The 17,887-nt window shown below is 64.6% G+C and carries 17 protein-coding genes; 4 read left to right on the plus strand and 13 right to left on the minus strand.

Annotation, left to right across the window (positions count from 1 at the left end):
- Positions 1–51: 51 nt before the first annotated feature.
- The 3 genes from AB0O97_RS04545 (at position 52) to AB0O97_RS04555 (ending at position 2,702) form a co-directional block, all read left to right on the plus strand.
- Positions 52–1,101: a LacI family DNA-binding transcriptional regulator gene (locus AB0O97_RS04545; protein ID WP_363880425.1), complete on the plus strand. Its 1,050-nt coding sequence runs from the start codon at positions 52–54 to the stop codon at positions 1,099–1,101.
- Positions 1,102–1,177: 76 nt separating this feature from the next.
- Positions 1,178–1,375, plus strand: a complete 198-nt coding sequence (locus AB0O97_RS04550) for a LuxR C-terminal-related transcriptional regulator (RefSeq protein WP_363880428.1) — start codon at positions 1,178–1,180, stop codon at positions 1,373–1,375.
- Between the two features lie 139 nt (positions 1,376–1,514).
- On the plus strand, positions 1,515–2,702 hold the full coding sequence (locus tag AB0O97_RS04555; protein WP_363880431.1) for an acyl-CoA dehydrogenase family protein: 1,188 nt from the start codon (positions 1,515–1,517) through the stop codon (positions 2,700–2,702).
- A gap of 137 nt (positions 2,703–2,839) precedes the next feature.
- Here the strand turns inward: AB0O97_RS04555 and AB0O97_RS04560 are convergent, their stop codons facing one another.
- The 7 genes from AB0O97_RS04560 to AB0O97_RS04590 form a co-directional block, all read right to left on the minus strand.
- Positions 2,840–3,544: an SRPBCC family protein gene (locus AB0O97_RS04560; protein ID WP_363880434.1), complete on the minus strand. Its 705-nt coding sequence runs from the start codon at positions 3,542–3,544 to the stop codon at positions 2,840–2,842.
- Between the two features lie 7 nt (positions 3,545–3,551).
- Positions 3,552–4,430, minus strand: coding sequence for a xanthine dehydrogenase family protein subunit M (locus tag AB0O97_RS04565; RefSeq protein WP_363880437.1), 879 nt, complete (start codon positions 4,428–4,430; stop codon positions 3,552–3,554).
- A complete protein-coding gene (locus AB0O97_RS04570) occupies positions 4,427–6,829 on the minus strand; it encodes a xanthine dehydrogenase family protein molybdopterin-binding subunit (protein ID WP_363840929.1) in 2,403 nt (800 codons plus the stop codon). The genes AB0O97_RS04565 and AB0O97_RS04570 overlap by 4 nt, the downstream gene beginning before the upstream one ends.
- On the minus strand, positions 6,826–7,368 hold the full coding sequence (locus AB0O97_RS04575; protein WP_363840926.1) for a (2Fe-2S)-binding protein: 543 nt from the start codon (positions 7,366–7,368) through the stop codon (positions 6,826–6,828). The genes AB0O97_RS04570 and AB0O97_RS04575 overlap by 4 nt, the downstream gene beginning before the upstream one ends.
- A 118-nt stretch (positions 7,369–7,486) precedes the next feature.
- Positions 7,487–8,650 carry an XdhC/CoxI family protein gene (locus tag AB0O97_RS04580; protein ID WP_363840923.1) on the minus strand — a complete coding sequence of 388 codons (1,164 nt, stop codon included), beginning with the start codon at positions 8,648–8,650 and terminating at the stop codon, positions 7,487–7,489.
- A complete protein-coding gene (locus tag AB0O97_RS04585) occupies positions 8,643–9,755 on the minus strand; it encodes a VWA domain-containing protein (RefSeq protein ID WP_363880440.1) in 1,113 nt (370 codons plus the stop codon). Before AB0O97_RS04585 ends, AB0O97_RS04580 begins: the two co-directional genes overlap by 8 nt.
- Before the next feature lie 3 nt (positions 9,756–9,758).
- Positions 9,759–10,640, minus strand: coding sequence for a MoxR family ATPase (locus AB0O97_RS04590; protein ID WP_363840918.1), 882 nt, complete (start codon positions 10,638–10,640; stop codon positions 9,759–9,761).
- Positions 10,641–10,954: 314 nt separating this feature from the next.
- Here AB0O97_RS04590 and AB0O97_RS04595 point away from each other — a divergent pair, with 314 nt between their 5' ends.
- Positions 10,955–11,248, plus strand: coding sequence for a DUF503 domain-containing protein (locus tag AB0O97_RS04595; protein ID WP_363880443.1), 294 nt, complete (start codon positions 10,955–10,957; stop codon positions 11,246–11,248).
- Here the strand turns inward: AB0O97_RS04595 and AB0O97_RS04600 are convergent.
- From AB0O97_RS04600 to AB0O97_RS04625, 6 genes are read right to left on the minus strand one after another with little or no spacing between them, the layout of a single operon-like run.
- On the minus strand, positions 11,245–12,501 hold the full coding sequence (locus AB0O97_RS04600; protein WP_363880446.1) for a VWA domain-containing protein: 1,257 nt from the start codon (positions 12,499–12,501) through the stop codon (positions 11,245–11,247). The genes AB0O97_RS04595 and AB0O97_RS04600 overlap by 4 nt on opposite strands.
- A 4-nt stretch (positions 12,502–12,505) precedes the next feature.
- Positions 12,506–13,426, minus strand: coding sequence for a MoxR family ATPase (locus AB0O97_RS04605; protein ID WP_363840909.1), 921 nt, complete (start codon positions 13,424–13,426; stop codon positions 12,506–12,508).
- Complete coding sequence (locus AB0O97_RS04610; protein WP_363880450.1) at positions 13,423–14,031, minus strand: nucleotidyltransferase family protein; 609 nt, start codon at positions 14,029–14,031, stop codon at positions 13,423–13,425. Before AB0O97_RS04610 ends, AB0O97_RS04605 begins: the two co-directional genes overlap by 4 nt.
- Entirely contained in the window at positions 14,015–14,977 is a 963-nt protein-coding gene (locus tag AB0O97_RS04615) for an XdhC family protein (protein WP_363880453.1), read from the minus strand. Before AB0O97_RS04615 ends, AB0O97_RS04610 begins: the two co-directional genes overlap by 17 nt.
- The gene (locus tag AB0O97_RS04620) at positions 14,978–17,371 is read right to left on the minus strand and encodes an aerobic carbon-monoxide dehydrogenase large subunit (protein ID WP_363880456.1); all 2,394 of its coding nucleotides are present in this window, start codon (positions 17,369–17,371) and stop codon (positions 14,978–14,980) included. It lies immediately after the preceding gene.
- Positions 17,368–17,883, minus strand: coding sequence for a (2Fe-2S)-binding protein (locus AB0O97_RS04625; protein WP_363840897.1), 516 nt, complete (start codon positions 17,881–17,883; stop codon positions 17,368–17,370). Before AB0O97_RS04625 ends, AB0O97_RS04620 begins: the two co-directional genes overlap by 4 nt.
- Positions 17,884–17,887 lie beyond the last annotated feature (4 nt).

A 17,887-nucleotide genomic window follows, 5' to 3' on the forward strand; every position in this document is an offset into this window, starting at 1 on the left:
AATGTTGGACACTTCCACTGTTGAAACATTTCGAAAGAAGCTGGTGAAGTTGTGAAACACCTGAATTCAAAGACGAAGCCAGTTCTAGCGACGGTCGCCGCCTTGGCGGGCGTCTCGGCGCCAACGGTCTCCAAGGTGATCAATGGGCGCGATGATGTTGCTGACGCCACGCGTATTCGGGTTCAGGCAGCCCTGGCCGAGCTTGGCTATGAATCACCCATGCAGCGCAGGGCCAGGTCGGCAGGCCCTGCCATGGTGGATCTTGTCATTGACGGGCTGAACACCCCCTACTCCATGGAGTTGGTGACAGGTATTTTGGACTGTGCCGCCCTTGAAGACGTAGACGTAGTGGTGAGTAACGTGACCCCGGCGAAGCTGCACCGGGCCAACCATGAGGAGTGGGCCCAGCGCATGGTGGAGTCCGGGCGCAAGGGCCTGATCTTGGTCACCTCGGAGATGACTGCCGCCCTGCTGGAATCATTCCAGCAACGCAACATTCCGGTCGTGGTAATCGATCCACTCAATCTTCCGCGCCAGGGGTATAGCAGTGTGGGCGCCACAAACTGGGCCGGTGGAAAAGAAGCCACCGAACACTTGATTTCCCTCGGACACACCAAGATCGCCTACTTGGGTGGTCCCAACGCTGCTGAATGTAGCGTTGCCCGGCTCCACGGGTACCTTGCGGCCTTGATGGGTCACGGGATTTCCTCCCGACCGGAATATATTCTGGCCGGGGCATTCAATGCGCCCTTCGGGGTTTCCGGCACGCGTCAACTCCTGGCTCTTGCGGACCCTCCCACGGCAATATTCGCTGCTTCCGATTCGGTGGCCCTCGGGGTTCTCGAGGTAGCGCGGCGCCTTGGTCTGCGGGTGCCGGATGACTTGAGTTTGGTGGGCTTTGATGGAACGCCGCTGACGGAACAAACCCTGCCACGGTTGACGTCCGTGGCGCAGCCACTCCAGGAGATGGGCCGGGCTGCTTTGCGGGCCGTGCTGCGATTGGCCAAAGGTGAGGCACTGGATTCAGCGCATATGGAACTCGCTACGGAGTTGGTCATCAGGGATTCCACGGCACCACCGCGCGTGACGAGCGTACCGTGAGCCAGAAATCATCCGGCACTACTTCTAAGAGACCGCCTCAGAGAACGCCGAAGAGCACATCGGAGGGAGGCGGCGGGTGCCACAACGGCCAGGGCCTCCGCAGGCTGAAAGTGCCAGCCTGGGGGATCGTCACCTTCGGTGGCTGGCATGCGGATCCAGCAATGCCGAGTTTGGCCAGGCGCTCTTCCACGCCGAGACCGCGGTGAAGGCCCATATTGGGGGTCTGACCAAGCTCGGCGTCCGCGACCGGGGGCAGGCCATGGTGCACGCCTAGGAAATGGGGCTCCTGCGGCCCTCGGGCAGAGAAACGTGATTCACTGGCCGTACTGCACGTTTGTTGAGAAAGATCAGTCCAGCGAGGCGGCCCTGAACACAACCGGACGCTTCTTCGCCCGCACCCCGAAGGAATCACGATGACCAACAATGCCGCGCTTGCCGGGACCGCACAGCGTTCGGATGTGCTCAACCTTGATGCGTTACTGAGCCAGCAGGAACTTCAATTGCGCAGTACGGTGCGTCGCTTCGTGGACGAACACATCCGCCCCAACATTGCCGCTTGGTACGAGGAAGCCGTGTTTCCCACGGAAATCGTCGCGGAAATGGGGGCCCTGGGCCTGCTGGGCATGCACCTCGACGGGTACGGCTGCCCGGGCCGCTCCGCCGTCGAATACGGCATCGCCGCCATGGAACTGGAGGCCGGCGATTCGGGCCTCCGCACCTTCGTCAGCGTGCAGGGCTCCCTAGCCATGAGCGCCATCCACAAATGGGGCTCCGAGGAGCAAAAGACCCAGTACCTGCCCGGCATGGCCAAGGGCGAGATCATCGGCTGCTTCGGCCTGACCGAACCCACCGCAGGCTCAGACCCGTCATCCATGGCCACCTTCGCGCGCCGCGACGGCGACGGCTGGGTGCTCAACGGCGCCAAGCGCTGGATTGGGCTCGCTTCGATTGCACAGATCGCCGTTATTTGGGCGCAGACCGACGACGGCGTTCGCGGCTTCCTCGTGCCCACCGACAGCCCGGGTTTCACGTCTACACCCATCGAGCAAAAACTATCCATGCGTGCCTCCATTCAATGCGATCTCAGCTTCAAGGATGTTCGGCTTCCGGCAGAAGCGATGCTGCCCGGCGCCAAGGGTATTCGCGGACCCTTCTCGTGCCTCAACGAGGCCCGCTACGGCATCATCTGGGGAGCCATGGGCGCCGCCCGCGACAGCTACGAAGTGGCTTTGGCCTACTCACTGGAACGGCTGCAATTCGACAAGCCGCTGGCCGCCTACCAAATCACGCAACAGAAGCTGGTCAACATGCTCCTGGAAATCCAAAAGGGAACCCTGTTGGCCATCCATACCGGCAGGATGAAGGATGCCGGCACGCTGGAACCGGTACAGATTTCCGTGGGCAAGCTCAACAACTGCCGCGAAGCCATCCAGATCTGCCGCGATGCCCGCGCCATCCTCGGTGGCAATGGCATCACCCTGGACTACTCGCCGCTGCGCCATGCCAACAACCTCGAATCCGTGCGCACCTATGAGGGCACCGACGAAGTCCACACCCTTATCCTGGGCAGCCACATCACCGGCATCCCGGCCTTCCACTAGGGACAAGTGAGCGCTGCATGAGGGCTGCAGACGCTGGGTGGAAGCGGCACTACACTGCCGGTTTGGAGCGTAGTGGTGAGCGTTTCAGGGGTCGGTGTTTCAGAGTTCGCCGCTCAGAGCTGGAAACTTAACGAGGGTCACCGACGCCTTCGCCGGCACAGGCAGATGATCACGCCCAGAACTGCCACGGCCGCGAGCACAGCCGGTCCAAAGCGCTTGGCCAGCACCGGCAACACCGCCGAACCCAAATCTAGTTCCGGTGCGGCCTGCGAAGGGGCTGCCTGAACGGGAGGGGCAGCATGGCGCGCTGCCGGTGGTGGGGGAGTTGGGGTCACCGGGGCCTCGGCCTCGGCAGTCGGGACCACAGGGGCCGACTCAGTCTCCTCCGGCTCATCCACCGGACCTTCCGCCTTACGGATCACGCACTGCACAAACTGTTCCAACAGCTTGTCCGAGATGTCCTGAATGACGCCCCGGCCAAATTGTGCGGGCTTGCCCGTGACGTTCATGTCAGTGGAAACGTCCACCGTGGTGCCCTCACCGTCAGGTGCCAGCACCGCCGTGACGGTTGCTCCGGCCGTGCCGTTGCCACGCTTATCCTTCCCTTGCGCCTCGATGACCACGGTGTGTGTGGCCTCGTCGCGGGAGAGAAAGCGACCCGTGCCCGTGTAGAGCATGGCGATGGGTCCCAGTTTGATCTTGACTGTGCCGGTGAAGGTGTCACCATCCACCCCGGTCAGGGTGGCACCGGGAAAACACGGCGCAATCTCTTCCAGCTGGTTGAAGGAGTGCCACGTATCTTCCAGCGACGACGGGACGCTGAAGTGGTGTTTGAGTTCCATAGCGTTCCTACCCTCTTTCCTCTGAAAGTCCGACGGCGGCCAGCACCGCACGCTTGGCCAGCACCGTCGCAAGATGGCGCCTGTAGGCGGCATCCCCATTCAAATCGCTGGCCGGATCCGTTCCGTCGGCCGCGTTGGTGCAAGCTGCAGCGATGGCACTGGTCTCCACGGCACAGCCTGCGAGCGCAGCCTCAGTAGAGGTAGCACGTAGGGGAGTGCTGGCCATATTGGTCAGCCCCAATCGGGCCTCGACAATCACGCCAGCTTCCACCCGAACTAGAGCCGCCGCAGCAACAATGGACCATTGCTGGGCCACCCGGGTGAACTTCTCATAGTGTGATCCCCACCCGGTGTACTTGGGCACCGTGATGCTGGTGAGAATCTCGCCTTCTTCGACTGCCGTTGTGAAGTAGCCCTGGAAGAAGTCAGCGGCTTTCACTGAGCGGGTTCCACCCGGCCCCTGCAGATTGAACACCCCCTCCAGAGCCAAGATGGGAGCTGGCATGTCGCCGGCCGGATCCGCGTGAACTAGTGCCCCGCCAATGGTGCCGCGATGCCTGACTTGAGGATCAGCCACCGTTGCGGCGGCCTGCGCCAACAACGGCGCATAGCTGGCAATCAGGGGATCTGTTGCCACCACGTGGTGTGGAGTCATGGCACCAATGGTGAGGGACCCGCCGTCGTCCGTGACGCCTGACAGCGAAGGTATTCGTCCTAAGTCCACCACCATGGAAGGGTCTGCCATGCGCAGTTTCATGACGGGGATCAGGCTTTGGCCGCCGGCGAGCACCTTGACGTCGTCACCGGCTGAATCGGCGGCGGCCAGGAGCGAAAGCGCCTCGGCAACCGTTGTGGGCGCGGCGTAATCAAACGCGCTGGGGATCATTGCACACCTCCGGTGGTTTTGGCTTCCTGCAGGGCGTGCCACACACGGGCTGGTGTGCAGGGCATCTTGATATCTTGCACGCCTAGGTGGCGGATGGCGTCCAGCACTCCGTTGACAATGGCCGGGGTGGAGGCGATGGTGCCTGCCTCGCCCACGCCCTTGGCGCCGAGCTGATTACTCGTGGCCGGGGTTTCTGTCCGCGCTGTGATGTAGTGCGGCAGATCCGGGGCGCTGGGGACCAGATAATCTACGAACGATCCTGAGACCAGGGTGCCGGCGTCGTCGTAGACAGCTTCTTCGAACAGTGCCTGCGCGATGCCCTGGGCCAGGCCGCCGTGGACCTGGCCCTCAACGAGCATGGGATTCACCACCACCCCAACATCGTCCACGCACACGTACTTGAGGACCTTGACTTCGCCAGTTTCGGTGTCCACCTCCATGGCCGCTAGGTGGGTGCCGTGCGGGTAGGAGAAGTTGACGGGATCGAAAGTGGCCTCGGAGTCCAGATTCGGTTCCATGCCATCGGGCAGATTGTGCGCGGAGAACGCGGCAAAGGCAATCTCACCGAAGGAGGTGGACTGCTCGGTACCCCTGACGGTGAAGGAGCCGTTGGCGAATTCGAGATCGGCTTCGCTGGCCTCCATCATGTGGGCCGCGATGGTCTTGGCCTTTTCAATGACCTTGTCCGCGGCGGCCAAGACGGCCATGCCTCCTACTGTCAAGGACCGGGAACCGTAGGTGTCTAGGCCACGTTGGGACACTTGCGTGTCGCCGTGCAGCACCTCAACGTTCTCAAACGGCACGCCGAGCCTGTCAGCAACAAGCTGGCTCCACGCTGTTTCGTGGCCTTGCCCATGCGCCGAAGAACCGGTGACGACTTCCACGTTGCCAGTGGGCAGTACCCGTACTTGGGCGTGTTCCCAGCCGCCGGCCGCATAGTTCAGCGCACCGAGCACGCGGGACGGAGCGAGTCCACACATCTCTGTGAAGGTGGAGATGCCAATGCCCAACTGCACAGTCGCGTTGCTATCACGCCGCCGTTTCTGTTCGGCCCTCAGCTCCTGGTAACCGAAGAGGCCGAGAGCCTTTTCGGTGGCGGCCTCGTAGTTACCGGTGTCGTATTCGAGCCCGGCCACCGTGGTGAACGGGAACTCGGTGTGTTTGATCCAGTTCTTCTCGCGCAGCTCCAATGGATCCATGTTCAGTTCCGTGGCGAGTTCGTCCATCATCCGCTCAATGGCGAAGGTGGCTTCTGGCCGGCCGGCCCCACGGTACGCATCCGTCCAGGCCTTGTTGGTGAAAATGTTGTGGCACTCAAAGTGGTACGCCGGGAACTTGTAGATCGAGTTGTACATGAAAGCGCCCAGCACCGGGATACCGGAGGTGATCAGACCCAGGTAGGCGCCCATATCCGCCAACAGATCCACGTGCAGACCCGTGACGATGCCGTCCTTGGTGGCGCCAATCTTCAGCCGCTGCACCTGCGCACGGCCGTGGTGGCCCACCTGTAATGATTCACTGCGCGTCTCGGTAAACTTGCACGGCTTACCCATGCGCCGAGCCACCAACAAGGTGATGACTTCCTCTGGAGTGACCTGCAGCTTCCCGCCAAAACCACCACCCACATCCGGAGCGACCACCCGAACCTTGCTCTCGGCGATGCCCAGTGTCAGCGCCAGCATGAGCCGCAGAATGTGCGGGATCTGCGTGGCGCTCCACATGGTGATCTGCTGACCCGTGGGATCCACCACCGTAGAGCGTGGTTCCATGAATGCCGGAATGAGGCGCTGTTGGTACAGGGTCCGCTCCACCACCACATCGGAGTTTGCCAGCGCCTCATCAATGGCGGTGCCGGTGCCGGCCTCGGCCGAATCAAACACCCACGTTGCGGACTTGTTCGACTCCAGCGAGGTGTGCGCCAGCACCGCATCCGTAGCGGCTTCCTCCAGGTCCATGACCACCGGCAGCTCGAGGTACTCAACATCGACAAGTTCGACGGCGTCCCGCGCGGCGGCCACGCTGCGGGCCACCACCACCGCCACGATCTCACCGGCAAAGGCCACCTCATCTACGGCGATTGAGGGATGGCTGGGTGCCTTCTGATCCGGGGTGACCGGCCATGCATTCGGCAGCGAACCCTGCTCGTCCGCCACATCGGCTCCAGTCAACACGGCTACGACGCCGGGGGAGGACTGCGCCGCGGAGACGTTAATGGAGGTGATCTTGGCGTGCGCAAAGGGGCTGCGCACCATGGCCAGGTGCAACATGCCCGGAAGCACCATGTTGTCGGTGAAGCGCGAGCGTCCCGTGATCAGGTGCGCGTCCTCCTTGCGGAGCCGGGCTGTGCCAATCTCGGCGCGGTCCTTGCCTGCTACGCCGCTTTCTGCTGTCGCCGTCATGACACACCTGCCGTTTCGGAATCGTCCTCGGCTAAGGAAGGGGCTACGGAGACACCGGACTCGTCGTATTGGACACCGTCTGCCACGGACTTCACAGCAGCCACAATATTTTGGTAACCGGTACAACGGCAGAGGTTGCCCTCGAGCCCTTCCCGGATCTCGGTTTCGGTGGGGTGCGGGTTCTCTTTGAGCAGCGAGGCCGATTGCATGATCATGCCCGGCGTACAGAAACCGCATTGGAGTGCGTGGCACTGGTGAAAGGCCTCCTGCAAGGGGGCGAGTTTCCCGTTCTGGGACATGCCCTCAATGGTGGTGACCCGATGCCCGTCCGCCTGCACGGCAAACATGGTGCATGATTTCACGCTGACACCGTCCAGGTGCACAGTACAGGCACCGCAGTTCGTGGTGTCACAACCAATCAGGGTGCCTGTTTTTCCCAACCGCTCACGAAGGTACTGGACCAACAAAAGTCTGGGTTCGACGTCGTCCGTGTAGCTGACCCCGTCAACGTCCACGGTGATGGATATGGAACTCGCCATTGAGAACTCCTCTAGTTTCCTTGGAGTTCAGACGCCATTGCCTGTCTCCAGCCCATGATGTGCATCACGTTACATGACGGGCAGGAGGATAGTTAGAGCCCCCGCCCGCCTTTCCGCATTAGAGCGTGGAATCCCCGCTTTCATCCTCATGTGCGGCGTCCGCGACGGGTACATGGTGTATTCGCACGTCCATGTCACTGAGCCGGCGCCCCTGCCCGCCCCATCGCAGCGAGATGATTTCGGCTGCAATGGATACGGCCGTTTCTTCCGGGGTGCGTGAGCCCAGGTCCAGGCCGATCGGGCTGGAGAGCTGAGCTAGTTCCGCTTCCGTCAACCCGGCCTCGCGCAGCCGCTCCATGCGGTCATCGTGTGTTTTGCGCGAGCCCATGGCCCCCACATAGGCAACCTCGTGGCGCAGCGCCACTTCCAAGAGCGGCACATCAAACTTCGGATCGTGGGTCAGCACGCAAATGACGGTGCGCGGATCCACCCATCCAGCGTCAATCTGGGCCTGCAAGTAGCGGTGCGGCCATTCCACCACCACCTCATCGGCTACGGGGAAGCGGGCCTTGGTGGCAAAAACGGCGCGGGCATCACAGACTGTGACCCGGTATCCCAGGAAACTACCTTGGCGTGCCACTGCCGCGGCGAAGTCGATGGCGCCAAACACCAGCATGCGTGGCTGCGGTGCAAAGCTGGCCACAAAAACACGCATCCCGTCCCCGCGCCGTTCCCCGTCGGGCCCGTACATGAGCGTGGTGTTGCGCCCGGCTGCCAGCAGGCCCATCACGTCATCACTGACAGCGTGATCGGCGCGCGCCGAGCCCAGCGAGCCCGCAAATCCGTCCGGACGCACCACCAAGTGGCGTCCCAGCCAGGCCGGATCCGGGTGCTCAATGACAGTCACCACGGCTACGGGCCGGTCCGCGTCCAGATCGGCAGCGACCTGGGCCAATTCCGGGAACGTGGCTTGAGAGACGGCTTCGACAAAGACATCGATGATGCCCCCGCACGTCAGCCCCACCTCGAAGGCAGCATCGTCGCTGATCCCATACCGTTGCAACACCGGGGTGCCGCTGTCCGCCACCTCGGTGGCCAACTCATACAGGGCGCCCTCCACACACCCGCCGGACACGGAGCCCACGGCCTGCCCATCGGCGTCGACCATCATGGAGGCACCCGCCGGCCGCGGGGCCGAGCGGAAGGTGCGTACCACCGTCCCCAGTCCCACCGTGTGCCCGGCCGTCACAGCCTCGACTAAATCCTTGAGTACTTCACGCATGACCCATCACAGCCAACAACTCCTCGAAGCTCTTCAATGAATGGCCCCCTATAAAGTCATCAACGTGCGGTAGGGCGGCCCTAATTCCCTGCTGCACGGGTTCGTAGCCGGGCTTCCCCCGGTGCGGGTTGGCCCAGATGACGCGCCGCGCCACATGGTGCAGCCGTTCCACCTGTCTGCCCAGGAGCGCTGGATCGCCGCGTTCCCAGCCGTCGCTTGCCACAATTACGACGGCGGACCGCGCCACCGCGCGCTGTCCCCACCGATCGTTGAAGGCCCGCAGCACCTCGCCCAACCGGGTGCCACCAGACCAATCCGGCACGGTGCGCCCGGCTAGGGCTAGCGCGTCGTCGGCGTCCGGCATGCGGAGGGCTGCGGTAACCCGGGTCAGTCTGGTGCCCAGCGTGAACACCTCGACCTGGCGCGGGGCGGCTTGGAGCACATGGTGGGCCAGCCGCAGCAGACTGTCCGCATACGGGGACATGGAGCCCGAAACGTCGATGAGCCAGACGATCCGGCGTAGCTTCCTGGGTGTTCGTGCATATTTCAGGGGGCCGGGCTCGCCCCCATGGCGCAGTTGTTCGCGGAAGGTGCGGGCGCGGTCAATCTGCCCGTTGCGCCACGGCTGTTTCCGGCGGGATGGACGCGAGGGCAAGACGACGGTTAACTCGCCGAACAGCCGGTGTAGAAGGGCCCTCTCGGCGGGGTCAAGGGTGGCCACATCTCGGTGCCGCAAGAGTTCGTGGCGGCTGGCAATCGCACGCAGGGACTCTTCGCTTTGTTCGGTACCGTCCGGCCCGGCGTCGTCCTCGTCAAGCGACGCAGCCTTGACGGTGGTGGCTGCGCCCTTCTCGGTTGTGGGGGCGGCGTGCACTGGCGTGAACCAGCGTTCAAAAGTTCGCTGATAGACATCCAAGTCTTCAGGGGCGGCGCATAAGGTGGCACGCCCAGCCCAAAACACATCAGCTCGATTCTCGATCGACAAATGGGCCACGGCGTCAACAAAACTGCGTGAGTGCTCTGCGGTGACCTTCACGCCGGCAGCCCGAACGGCGGCGGCAAAGGCCAACAGCATCGCCTCAGCACTGTTTGTTGCCGCGGCCATGGATCAGCCCAGCATCCTGGCCAGCGCAGCCGAAACGCGTTGCGTGTCCTCGCGGTACTTGCACAGCGCGCCGATGCTGGCCGCCGCCGATTCCAGATCCAGTTCGGCACTGCCCAGCAGGTGCAGGGCGCGCGCCCAATCGAGGGTTTCAGCCACGCCGGGCGGCTTCATGACATCGTCGGTGGCACGGATCTGCTGGACGGCCCGGACCACTTGCTCGGCCAGCAACGCCGGGACCTGGGGGAGCCGGGTCCTGACAATCTCCACCTCGCGGGCCAAGCCCGGGTGGTCAATCCAGTGATACAGGCAGCGGCGTTTGAGGGCGTCATGCAGATCGCGGGTGCGGTTGGAGGTCAGGACCACTAGGGGCGGGACGGCGGCCTTGACAGTCCCGAATTCTGGGATGGAGACCTGGTAGGTGGAGAGGACCTCGAGCAGGAACGCCTCAAATTCGTCATCGGCCCTGTCAATTTCATCGATCAACAGAACTGCCGGGCTTTGCTGCAGCGCCTTCAGGATGGGCCGGGCCAGCAGGAAGCGCTCGTCATAGAGGGAGCTCTCCAGATCTGCGGTGCTGCGGTTTTCCCCGCCTGCCTCGACGCTGCGTAGGTGCAGGATCTGGGCCGTGAAATCCCAGTCGTAGAGAGCTTGGCTGGCTTCGATGCCTTCGTAGCATTGCAGCCGGATCAGGGGCAGTCCGAAAGCCTGTGCCAGCGCCTCGGCCATAGCCGTTTTACCGGTGCCCGGTTCGCCCTCAAGCAGCAAGGGCCGTTCCATGGCCATAGCGAGATAGGCAATGGTAGACAGCCCCTCATCAGCCAGATAACCGGTTTCGGCAAGCTTGGCAGAAAGAGCGGCCGCGGAAGCAATCGACGTCGTCGTCATGGCACCAGCATATGACCTCAAGTCAACGCCCCACCGGTGCCCCCTCTGAACGCTGTCGCAGCAATGGTTGCTTTTTGGGCGACGCTGTCGCAGCAATGGTTGCTTTTTGGGCGACGCTATCGCACTCAAGTCACGTGGCAGGCAGGCTGTTGGGGCCGTGCTGTGCGGACCTGCGAGCTAGTGCCATGCAGCGAAAGGTGCCTTCTGTCGGGGTGTCCGCCGGGACTTGAAGCTGAGCGCTGGGCACCCTGACAGCAGACACCCGGCCCGCCCCATATCAGGTGTGGGAGCATTGGTGGAGGAAAGGGACGGGCATGTGGATTGGCTGGATCGAGTTTGACCTGTTGCTTGGCGACGTTCATTCATTGAAGGAGAAACGCTCCGTGCTGCGGCCCCTGATGGCCGAGCTCCGGAAACATTTTGACGTCTCTGTCACAGAGGCGGGCCTCCAAGACCTGCACCGGCGTGGTGTTGTTGGTGTTGGTTTGGTGGCTGCTGACCGCAGCCGGATTGTTGCCGTGCTTGACGCCGTCGAGGAGCACGTGGCAGCCCGTCCCGGTGTGGATCTGCTCAGTGCCCGGCGCGGGATTATCACCGGCGATGACTAGTTAGTGGTGCCGGCACGGATGGCGGCCGCTACCTCTTGCAGTGATTCGTAGCTGTGGCCGCTGACGAACACGTCGCAATACGGCAGTGCTGCCGCCATGCCGCCCACCAAAGGCTGGTAATCCAAGCCGGCCTTGCGTGGGTTGACCCAGATGATCCGGTGGGCCAGGCGCCGCAGCCGGGCCATTTGGGCGGCGACATCTTCGGGTGTGTCCTGCGCCCAGCCATCCGAGAGCACCACGATGACAGCACCCCGGGCCAGTCCGCGGCGACCATGCCCGTCAATGAAGCGGCGCAGGCTCTCCGCCAAGCGCGTCCCTCCGGCCCAGTCCGGTGCGGCTGCGGCTGCCAGAATCAGGGCACGGTCCGGATTGCCCCCAGAGAGCTGCCGGGTTAGGCGGGTCAGTCGGGTCGAAAAGACAAAGGCCTCGGCGCCGGCACCCGCCACGGCGCCCTGGAGCAGAGAAATGAACATGTGCGTGTACGGTTCCATGGATGCGGACACATCGCACAGGAACACCAGGCGGCGAGGCCGGGTGCGGCGGCGGGCATAGACGAGAAGACCGGCCGCAGCACCCACCCGGCGTGCCGCCCGGAGGGTGCGGCGCATATCCACGGTGGCACCGCCATGGCGGGACTTCCTGGTACGGCGGCTGCGGCGAACCGGGGTGGCAAGCACGATGCGCCGCACAAGGGCCCGCACCCGCAGGACCTCCTCCGGCGTGAGCTCGGCAAAGGACATCCCGTGCAGCTGTTCATCGACGGAGGCCATGGCCAGGACCGCATCCCGTTCCTGACCCTCGGCGTGGCCGTCACTGCCGGGCGCGGCGGCCGCCGTGCGCGCCCGGGGAGACGAAGCTGCCGGGGTGTCCCGGCGTTGCTCTGCCGGCGCTGCCCGGGCCGGCCCTTCGGAGCCGGCGGCAGGCAAATTGTTGGGGTCACCGCGGATGTCGGCGGGATCTGGTCGGCCGTCAAACACCGTTGAGAAGACGGCGTCAAACACGGGAAGCTGCTCCCTGGTGGACACGAGAGTTATCCGGCATGCCCAGTAGAGGCGGTCGCGGGTGGACGGGGGAATCAGGCGCAGTGCCTGGGCCAGCCACGCGGCCCGGTCTGGGGAAGTGGGCAGCCCCGCGCGGCGCAGGGCGGTGCTGAATCCAACAACCAGTGCGGCTGCTTCGACGACGGGCCCGCCCACCGTGGCGCCACCCAGAGGCACAGCCCCTACCGAAGGACCAGAGCCAACCGAAGGCACGCCACTAGCCATCGGACCCGGCCACCCAGGCGGCTCCGCGCGCCCATGCCAAGTCCAGGTCATCGCGGTTTTTCAGCACCGAACCCCAGGTCTGGTCCACAGCCGCAGCATCCAGACGCCCCACGCCCAGCATTGTCAGCGCCGCCACCCAGTCGATGGCCTCGGCGATGCCCGGCGGTTTTGCCATGTCCAGGGAACGCAGCCGGGTGATGGCGGCGGCCGCGCCCAGGGCGAGCGGCGCAGAACTGCCGGGGACCCGGCGTCGGACGATTTCAGCGATGCGCTCCGGCGCCGGGTAGTCAATCCAGTGGTAGAGGCAGCGCCGGGTCAGGGCATCGTGCAGGTCCCGGGTCCGGTTGCTGGTCAGCACGACGATGGGAGGGTGCGTGGCGCTGATTGTGCCCAGTTCCGGGATGGTCACCGCCGCCTCGGCCAGCAGTTCGAAGGTGAACGCCTCAAACTCGGCGTCGGCCCGGTCGATCTCGTCCAGCAGCAGGACGGCCGGGCGCGGGCCGGGGTGTTCGATCGCCTTGAGCAGGGGACGGCGGAGCAGGTACTGCTCGCTGAACAGGTCTTCTTCGCCCAGCTCCCTGTCACGGACCTCGGCCAGCCGAATGCCCAGCAGCTGGCGCTGGTGGTTCCACTCGTAGAGGGCCTCTGAAGCGTCGATGCCCTCGTAGCACTGCAGCCGGTACAGCGGGGTGTCCAGCACCCTCGCCAGCGCCTTCGCGGCCTCCGTCTTTCCGACGCCGGCCTCACCCTCAAGCAGGATGGGTTGCGGCAACCGGATGGCAAGGAACAAGGCGGTGGCCAGTCCGACGTCGGTCAGGTAGTCGCCGTCGTCAAGGGTCGCTGCCAGCGACTGGACATCAGGGATCAGCTGCTGCACCTCGCCCTCGGCACCGGAGCGGGCCGCCCCGCTCATCCGGCACCGCCCTGCCCGGCCAGCAGCCGCAAGTAGTCATCCTCGGTGTCCACATCGGGCGGGATTGGGCCAGGCACGGGGACTTCAACGACATCGGCGGCCCGCTGCTCGAGCAGTTTCCAGACACCTTTGTCCCCGTGCAGGCCCGAAAGTGCCGCGAAGACGGTGCTGTCGAACGCGAACGGGTGGCCGATGCCGTCGGCATAACGGCACACGGCAAGGGGCGCATCGCCACGGCCTTCGAGCAGCCGGTGCACGGTTGCGGCCGTGACGCCCGGTTGGTCGCCCAGCAGGAGAACTAGCACCTCCGTGTCCGGGTGCAGGGAGGGGAGGGCAGCCGCGATCGACGACGAGCACCCCGTGCCGTAGTTGGGGTTCTCCACGACAGTGCAGCCACTGGTGTCCACTACCGCCCGCACCTCATCTCCGGAACCGCCCAAAGCCACCACAACCTGGTCCGCTCCGCTGCCTCGGGCCGTGGCCAGGGCTGCGTCCAGCAACACACCGCCGGTGTAGGGCAGGAGCTGTTTTGGCCTGCCCAGCCGTCGCGACGCCCCGGCGGCCAACACCAGGACGGCCACCCGGTGTTCAGTGGACTGTGGCATATCGGCCTGGATCCGCCAGGAACGCCTTTTTGCATCCGGGGGCGCAAAAGTACACGCGCACACCATCGTGATCGGTGTGCAGGCTGGCTTCGACGGCGGCGACGCTCATGCCGCAGATGGGGTCGATGGCGCTGGCCGGTGCCGCGGGGCTTGCAGTGTCCGCGGAAGTGTTGGTGCCGTCGTCTGCGCCGGTGGTTCCTGCCCGTGCTCCTGCCCCTGCACGTGCAGCGGCCCGTGCGGCGACAAGCTCGGCGAGGATCGACAATGCGATTTCGGCCGGCGTCTGTCCGCCCAAGGGGATCCCTGCCGGACTATGAACGCGCTCTCGCAGGCCGTCGTCGACCTCGAGTGAGGCCAGAACGGCGGCACCGCGCTTTTCACTGGCGACCAGGGCGATGTAGGGCACGCCGGCCCGGAGCGCGGCTTCCAGTGCTGGCTCTTCCTCCCGGCCGTGCGAGGCCACGATGAGAGCGGCATCATCGGCCCGGGGATCGGCTGCGGTTCCGGCAGTGAGCTGCACATCGAAGTCAAGGACGGCGCCCAGTGCCGACAGCGCCTCGGCGACCGGGGTTGTGCCGACAACCAGCACCCGGGGGGCCGGCAGCTGGGGTTCGAGGAAGATCTCAATGGTGCCACCACTCAGGCACGGGTTGGTGACTTCTACCGCGCCCTCCTGGTGGACATGGGAAGGCTCGCCCGGCACCACCCGCAACAACAGGGGCTCCTTGGTTGCCAGCGACTGCAGCCCGTACTCGCGCACGGACGCCTCCACGCACGTGCCCCCGAGAAAGCCGTCAATGTCCCCGTTGGGCAGCACCAGGGCGGTGTTGCCGGCATGCGCGCTGGTGGGGCGCATGGCGCGCACAACGGTGGCGCGCACGAAAGGCTCCCGCCGCTCCTTGAGTTCTTCGGCCCGTGCCGCACGGGCATCCTCATTGCTTTTCATTTAGACCGGCGGCCTTGGCCGGCCCTGCATGGCAGCCCACACCCTGGCGGGCGTGCACGGCATGTCCATGTGGGTGACTCCGTACGGTGCCAGGGCGTCAACGATGGCATTGACCAGGGCCGGCGGGGATCCGACAGTGGCAGACTCGCCGATGCCCTTGGCCCCAATCGGGTGGTGCGGGGAGGGTGTGACGGTGTACCCGGTCTCCCAGTCCGGGACTTCCATGGCTGTGGGGATCAGGTAGTCCATGAACGAACCGCTGAGGCAGTTTCCGTCCTCGTCGAAGGCAATGATTTCCATCAGCGCCATCCCCACGCCGTCGGTCAGGCCGCCGTGCACCTGGCCCTCGATGATCATTGGGTTGATCCGTGTCCCACAGTCATCGACGGCGATGAAGCGGCGCACCTTGACGTGGCCGGTGCCGGGGTCAATGTCGACGACGGCGATATAGGCGCCGAATGGGAAGGTCAGGTTGGGCGGGTCGTAAGTGACCTCGGCGTCGAGGTTCCCGTCGATCCCGTCGGGCAGGGTGAGTGTGCCGTGCGCACCGAGGGCGATTTCGGTGATCGTCTTGCCTGCCGAAGGATCGCCCTTGACGAACCAGCGGCCCTTCTCCCATTCCAGGTCCTCGGCCCGGGTCTCCAGCATGGCCGCGGCGATGAAACGGGCCTTGTCCCGCACCTTGCGCGAGACCATGGCGACGGCGCCGCCGCTGACCGGGGTGGACCGGCTGCCGTACGTGCCCAGCCCGAACGGGGTCTGGTCGGTGTCGCCGTGAACCACGTCAATGTCTTCCGGCGGGATGCCCAGCTCCTCGGCGACGATTTGGGCGAACGTTGTCTCATGGCCCTGGCCCTGGGACTGGACGGAGATGCGCACCACGGCTTTTCCGGTGGGGTGAATGCGCAGCTCGGCGCCGTCGGCCATGCCCAGGCCCACAATGTCGAAGTGCTTGCGCGGGCCGGCGCCCACAGTTTCGGTGAAGAAGGAGATCCCGATCCCCATGAGTTCCCCGCGCTCCCGCTTTTCCTTCTGTTCGCGCCGGAGTTCCTCATACCCGGCCATTTCCATGGACAGCCGCATGGCCGGCTCGTAGTTGCCCGAGTCATACTCCCATCCGGTCTTGTTCTTGTAGGGGAACTGCTCGGGCTTGATGAAGTTCTTCAGCCGCAGCTCGGCCGGATCCATGTCCAGCTTCCGGGCCAGGATGTCCACCATCCGTTCCACGAGGTAGACGGCCTCGGTGACACGGAAGGAGCAGGCGTAGGCCACGCCGCCGGGGGCCTTGTTGGTATAGACGCCGGTGACCTTGCAGTGCGCGGCGGCCAGATCGTAGCTGCCGGTGAAGATGTGGAAGAAGCCGGCGGGATTTTTCGTCGGTTGGGCCGTGGCATTGAACGCGCCGTGGTCGGCCAGGACGTTGGTGCGCAGGGCCAGAATCTTCCCGTCCTTGGTCGCCGCGATCTCGCCCTGCATGATGTAGTCGCGGGCAAAGGAGGTTGACATCAGGTTCTCTGAGCGGTCCTCAACCCACTTCACCGGCCGGCCCGTGACGATCGAGCCAACCACGGCCAGAATGTATCCGGGGTAAATGCCCACCTTGTTGCCAAAGCCGCCGCCAATGTCGGGGGAGACCACCCGGATCTTGTGTTCGGGGATGCCGGCCACCATGGCAAACAGCGTCCTGTGGGCGTGCGGGGCCTGAGTTGTCTCGTACAGCGTGAGCCGGCCGTCGACGGCGTCGAAGTCGGCGACGGCGCCGCACGTTTCCATGGGTGCCGGGTGGACCCGCGGGTACACGAGTTCCTGGGCCACCACGACGTCGGCACTGGCGAAGACAGCGTCGGTCTCGGCCGCGTCCCCGGCCTCCCAGTCAAAGATGTGATTGTCGGTGCGGCCCGGGAGGTCGTCGCGGATGACGGGGGCGCCGTCGTCCAGGGCCTTGCGGGCATCCATGACAGGGGGCAGCATCTCATAGTCGACGTCGATCAGCTCCAGTGCGTCGCGGGCGGCATACCGGTCCTCGGCAACAACAAACGCGACTTCCTGACCCTGGAAGCGGACCTTGTCGGTGACCAGAACCGCCTGCACATCAGCGGACAGGGTTGGCGCCCATGCCAGGTTGAGGGCTTCAAGGTCCTTGCCGGTGATGACGGCCAGGACTTTCGGGTGGGCCAGCGCCTCGCTCGTGTCGATGGACACCAGCCGGGCGTGGGCGACGGGCGCGCGCAGGATGGCTCCGTGGAGCATGCCGGGCAGGACGATGTCGTCAACGTAGGTGCCCTTGCCCCGAACAAACCGCGGGTCCTCCTTGCGTTGCATGCGGCCGTAGCCGACGGGCCGGTCCGGATCCCCAGCCGCCGGGTTCGGTGCATGTTCAGAGACGGTGGTCATGCCTTCACATCCTCGGTGGTGGGCGAATCCTCGGGTTCTCCGGCTTCACTGCTCAGTGGGTGGTTGGCGGCCCATTTCACGGAACGGACAATGGTGGCGTAGCCGGTGCACCGGCAGATCTGCCCGGAGATGGCCTGGCGGATCTCGGTGTCATCCGGATGCGGGTTGCGGTCCAGCAGTGCCCGGGCGGTGAGCATCATGCCGGGAGTGCAGAAGCCGCACTGCAGGCCGTGTTCCTCCATGAAGCCCTGTTGCACCGGATCGAGCACTGCGCCGTCCGCCAAACCTTCCACTGTGCGGATGTCATGGCCGTCGGCCATGGCCGCCAGCACCGTGCAGGACTTGACCGGTTGGCCGTCCATGAGCACCACGCAGGTGCCGCAGTTGGAGGTGTCGCAACCCCAGTGGGTGCCTGTCAGCCCCAGAACCTCGCGGATGAAATGGACGAGCAGGACGCGGGGTTCAACCTCGCGGGTAACCTCGTCCCCGTTCATGATCATGCTGATCTGCATGGTC

It is taken from the genome of Specibacter sp. NPDC078692, assembly GCF_040686835.1.
GTDB lineage: Bacteria > Actinomycetota > Actinomycetes > Actinomycetales > Micrococcaceae > Specibacter.

Bases quoted from the DNA above. Each gene is read 5' to 3' on its own strand.
- AB0O97_RS04575 (WP_363840926.1), bottom strand. From the start codon at position 7,368: ATGGCGAGTTCCATATCCATCACCGTGGACGTTGACGGGGTCAGCTAC.
- AB0O97_RS04560 (WP_363880434.1), bottom strand. From the start codon at position 3,544: ATGGAACTCAAACACCACTTCAGCGTCCCGTCGTCGCTGGAAGATACG.
- AB0O97_RS04585 (WP_363880440.1), bottom strand. From the start codon at position 9,755: ATGGCCGCGGCAACAAACAGTGCTGAGGCGATGCTGTTGGCCTTTGCC.
- AB0O97_RS04595 (WP_363880443.1), top strand. From the start codon at position 10,955: ATGTGGATTGGCTGGATCGAGTTTGACCTGTTGCTTGGCGACGTTCAT.
- AB0O97_RS04625 (WP_363840897.1), bottom strand. From the start codon at position 17,883: ATGCAGATCAGCATGATCATGAACGGGGACGAGGTTACCCGCGAGGTT.
- AB0O97_RS04570 (WP_363840929.1), bottom strand. From the start codon at position 6,829: ATGACGGCGACAGCAGAAAGCGGCGTAGCAGGCAAGGACCGCGCCGAG.
- AB0O97_RS04615 (WP_363880453.1), bottom strand. From the start codon at position 14,977: ATGAAAAGCAATGAGGATGCCCGTGCGGCACGGGCCGAAGAACTCAAG.
- AB0O97_RS04590 (WP_363840918.1), bottom strand. From the start codon at position 10,640: ATGACGACGACGTCGATTGCTTCCGCGGCCGCTCTTTCTGCCAAGCTT.
- AB0O97_RS04605 (WP_363840909.1), bottom strand. From the start codon at position 13,426: ATGAGCGGGGCGGCCCGCTCCGGTGCCGAGGGCGAGGTGCAGCAGCTG.
- AB0O97_RS04620 (WP_363880456.1), bottom strand. From the start codon at position 17,371: ATGACCACCGTCTCTGAACATGCACCGAACCCGGCGGCTGGGGATCCG.
- AB0O97_RS04555 (WP_363880431.1), top strand. From the start codon at position 1,515: ATGACCAACAATGCCGCGCTTGCCGGGACCGCACAGCGTTCGGATGTG.
- AB0O97_RS04610 (WP_363880450.1), bottom strand. From the start codon at position 14,031: ATGCCACAGTCCACTGAACACCGGGTGGCCGTCCTGGTGTTGGCCGCC.
- AB0O97_RS04580 (WP_363840923.1), bottom strand. From the start codon at position 8,650: ATGCGTGAAGTACTCAAGGATTTAGTCGAGGCTGTGACGGCCGGGCAC.
- AB0O97_RS04565 (WP_363880437.1), bottom strand. From the start codon at position 4,430: ATGATCCCCAGCGCGTTTGATTACGCCGCGCCCACAACGGTTGCCGAG.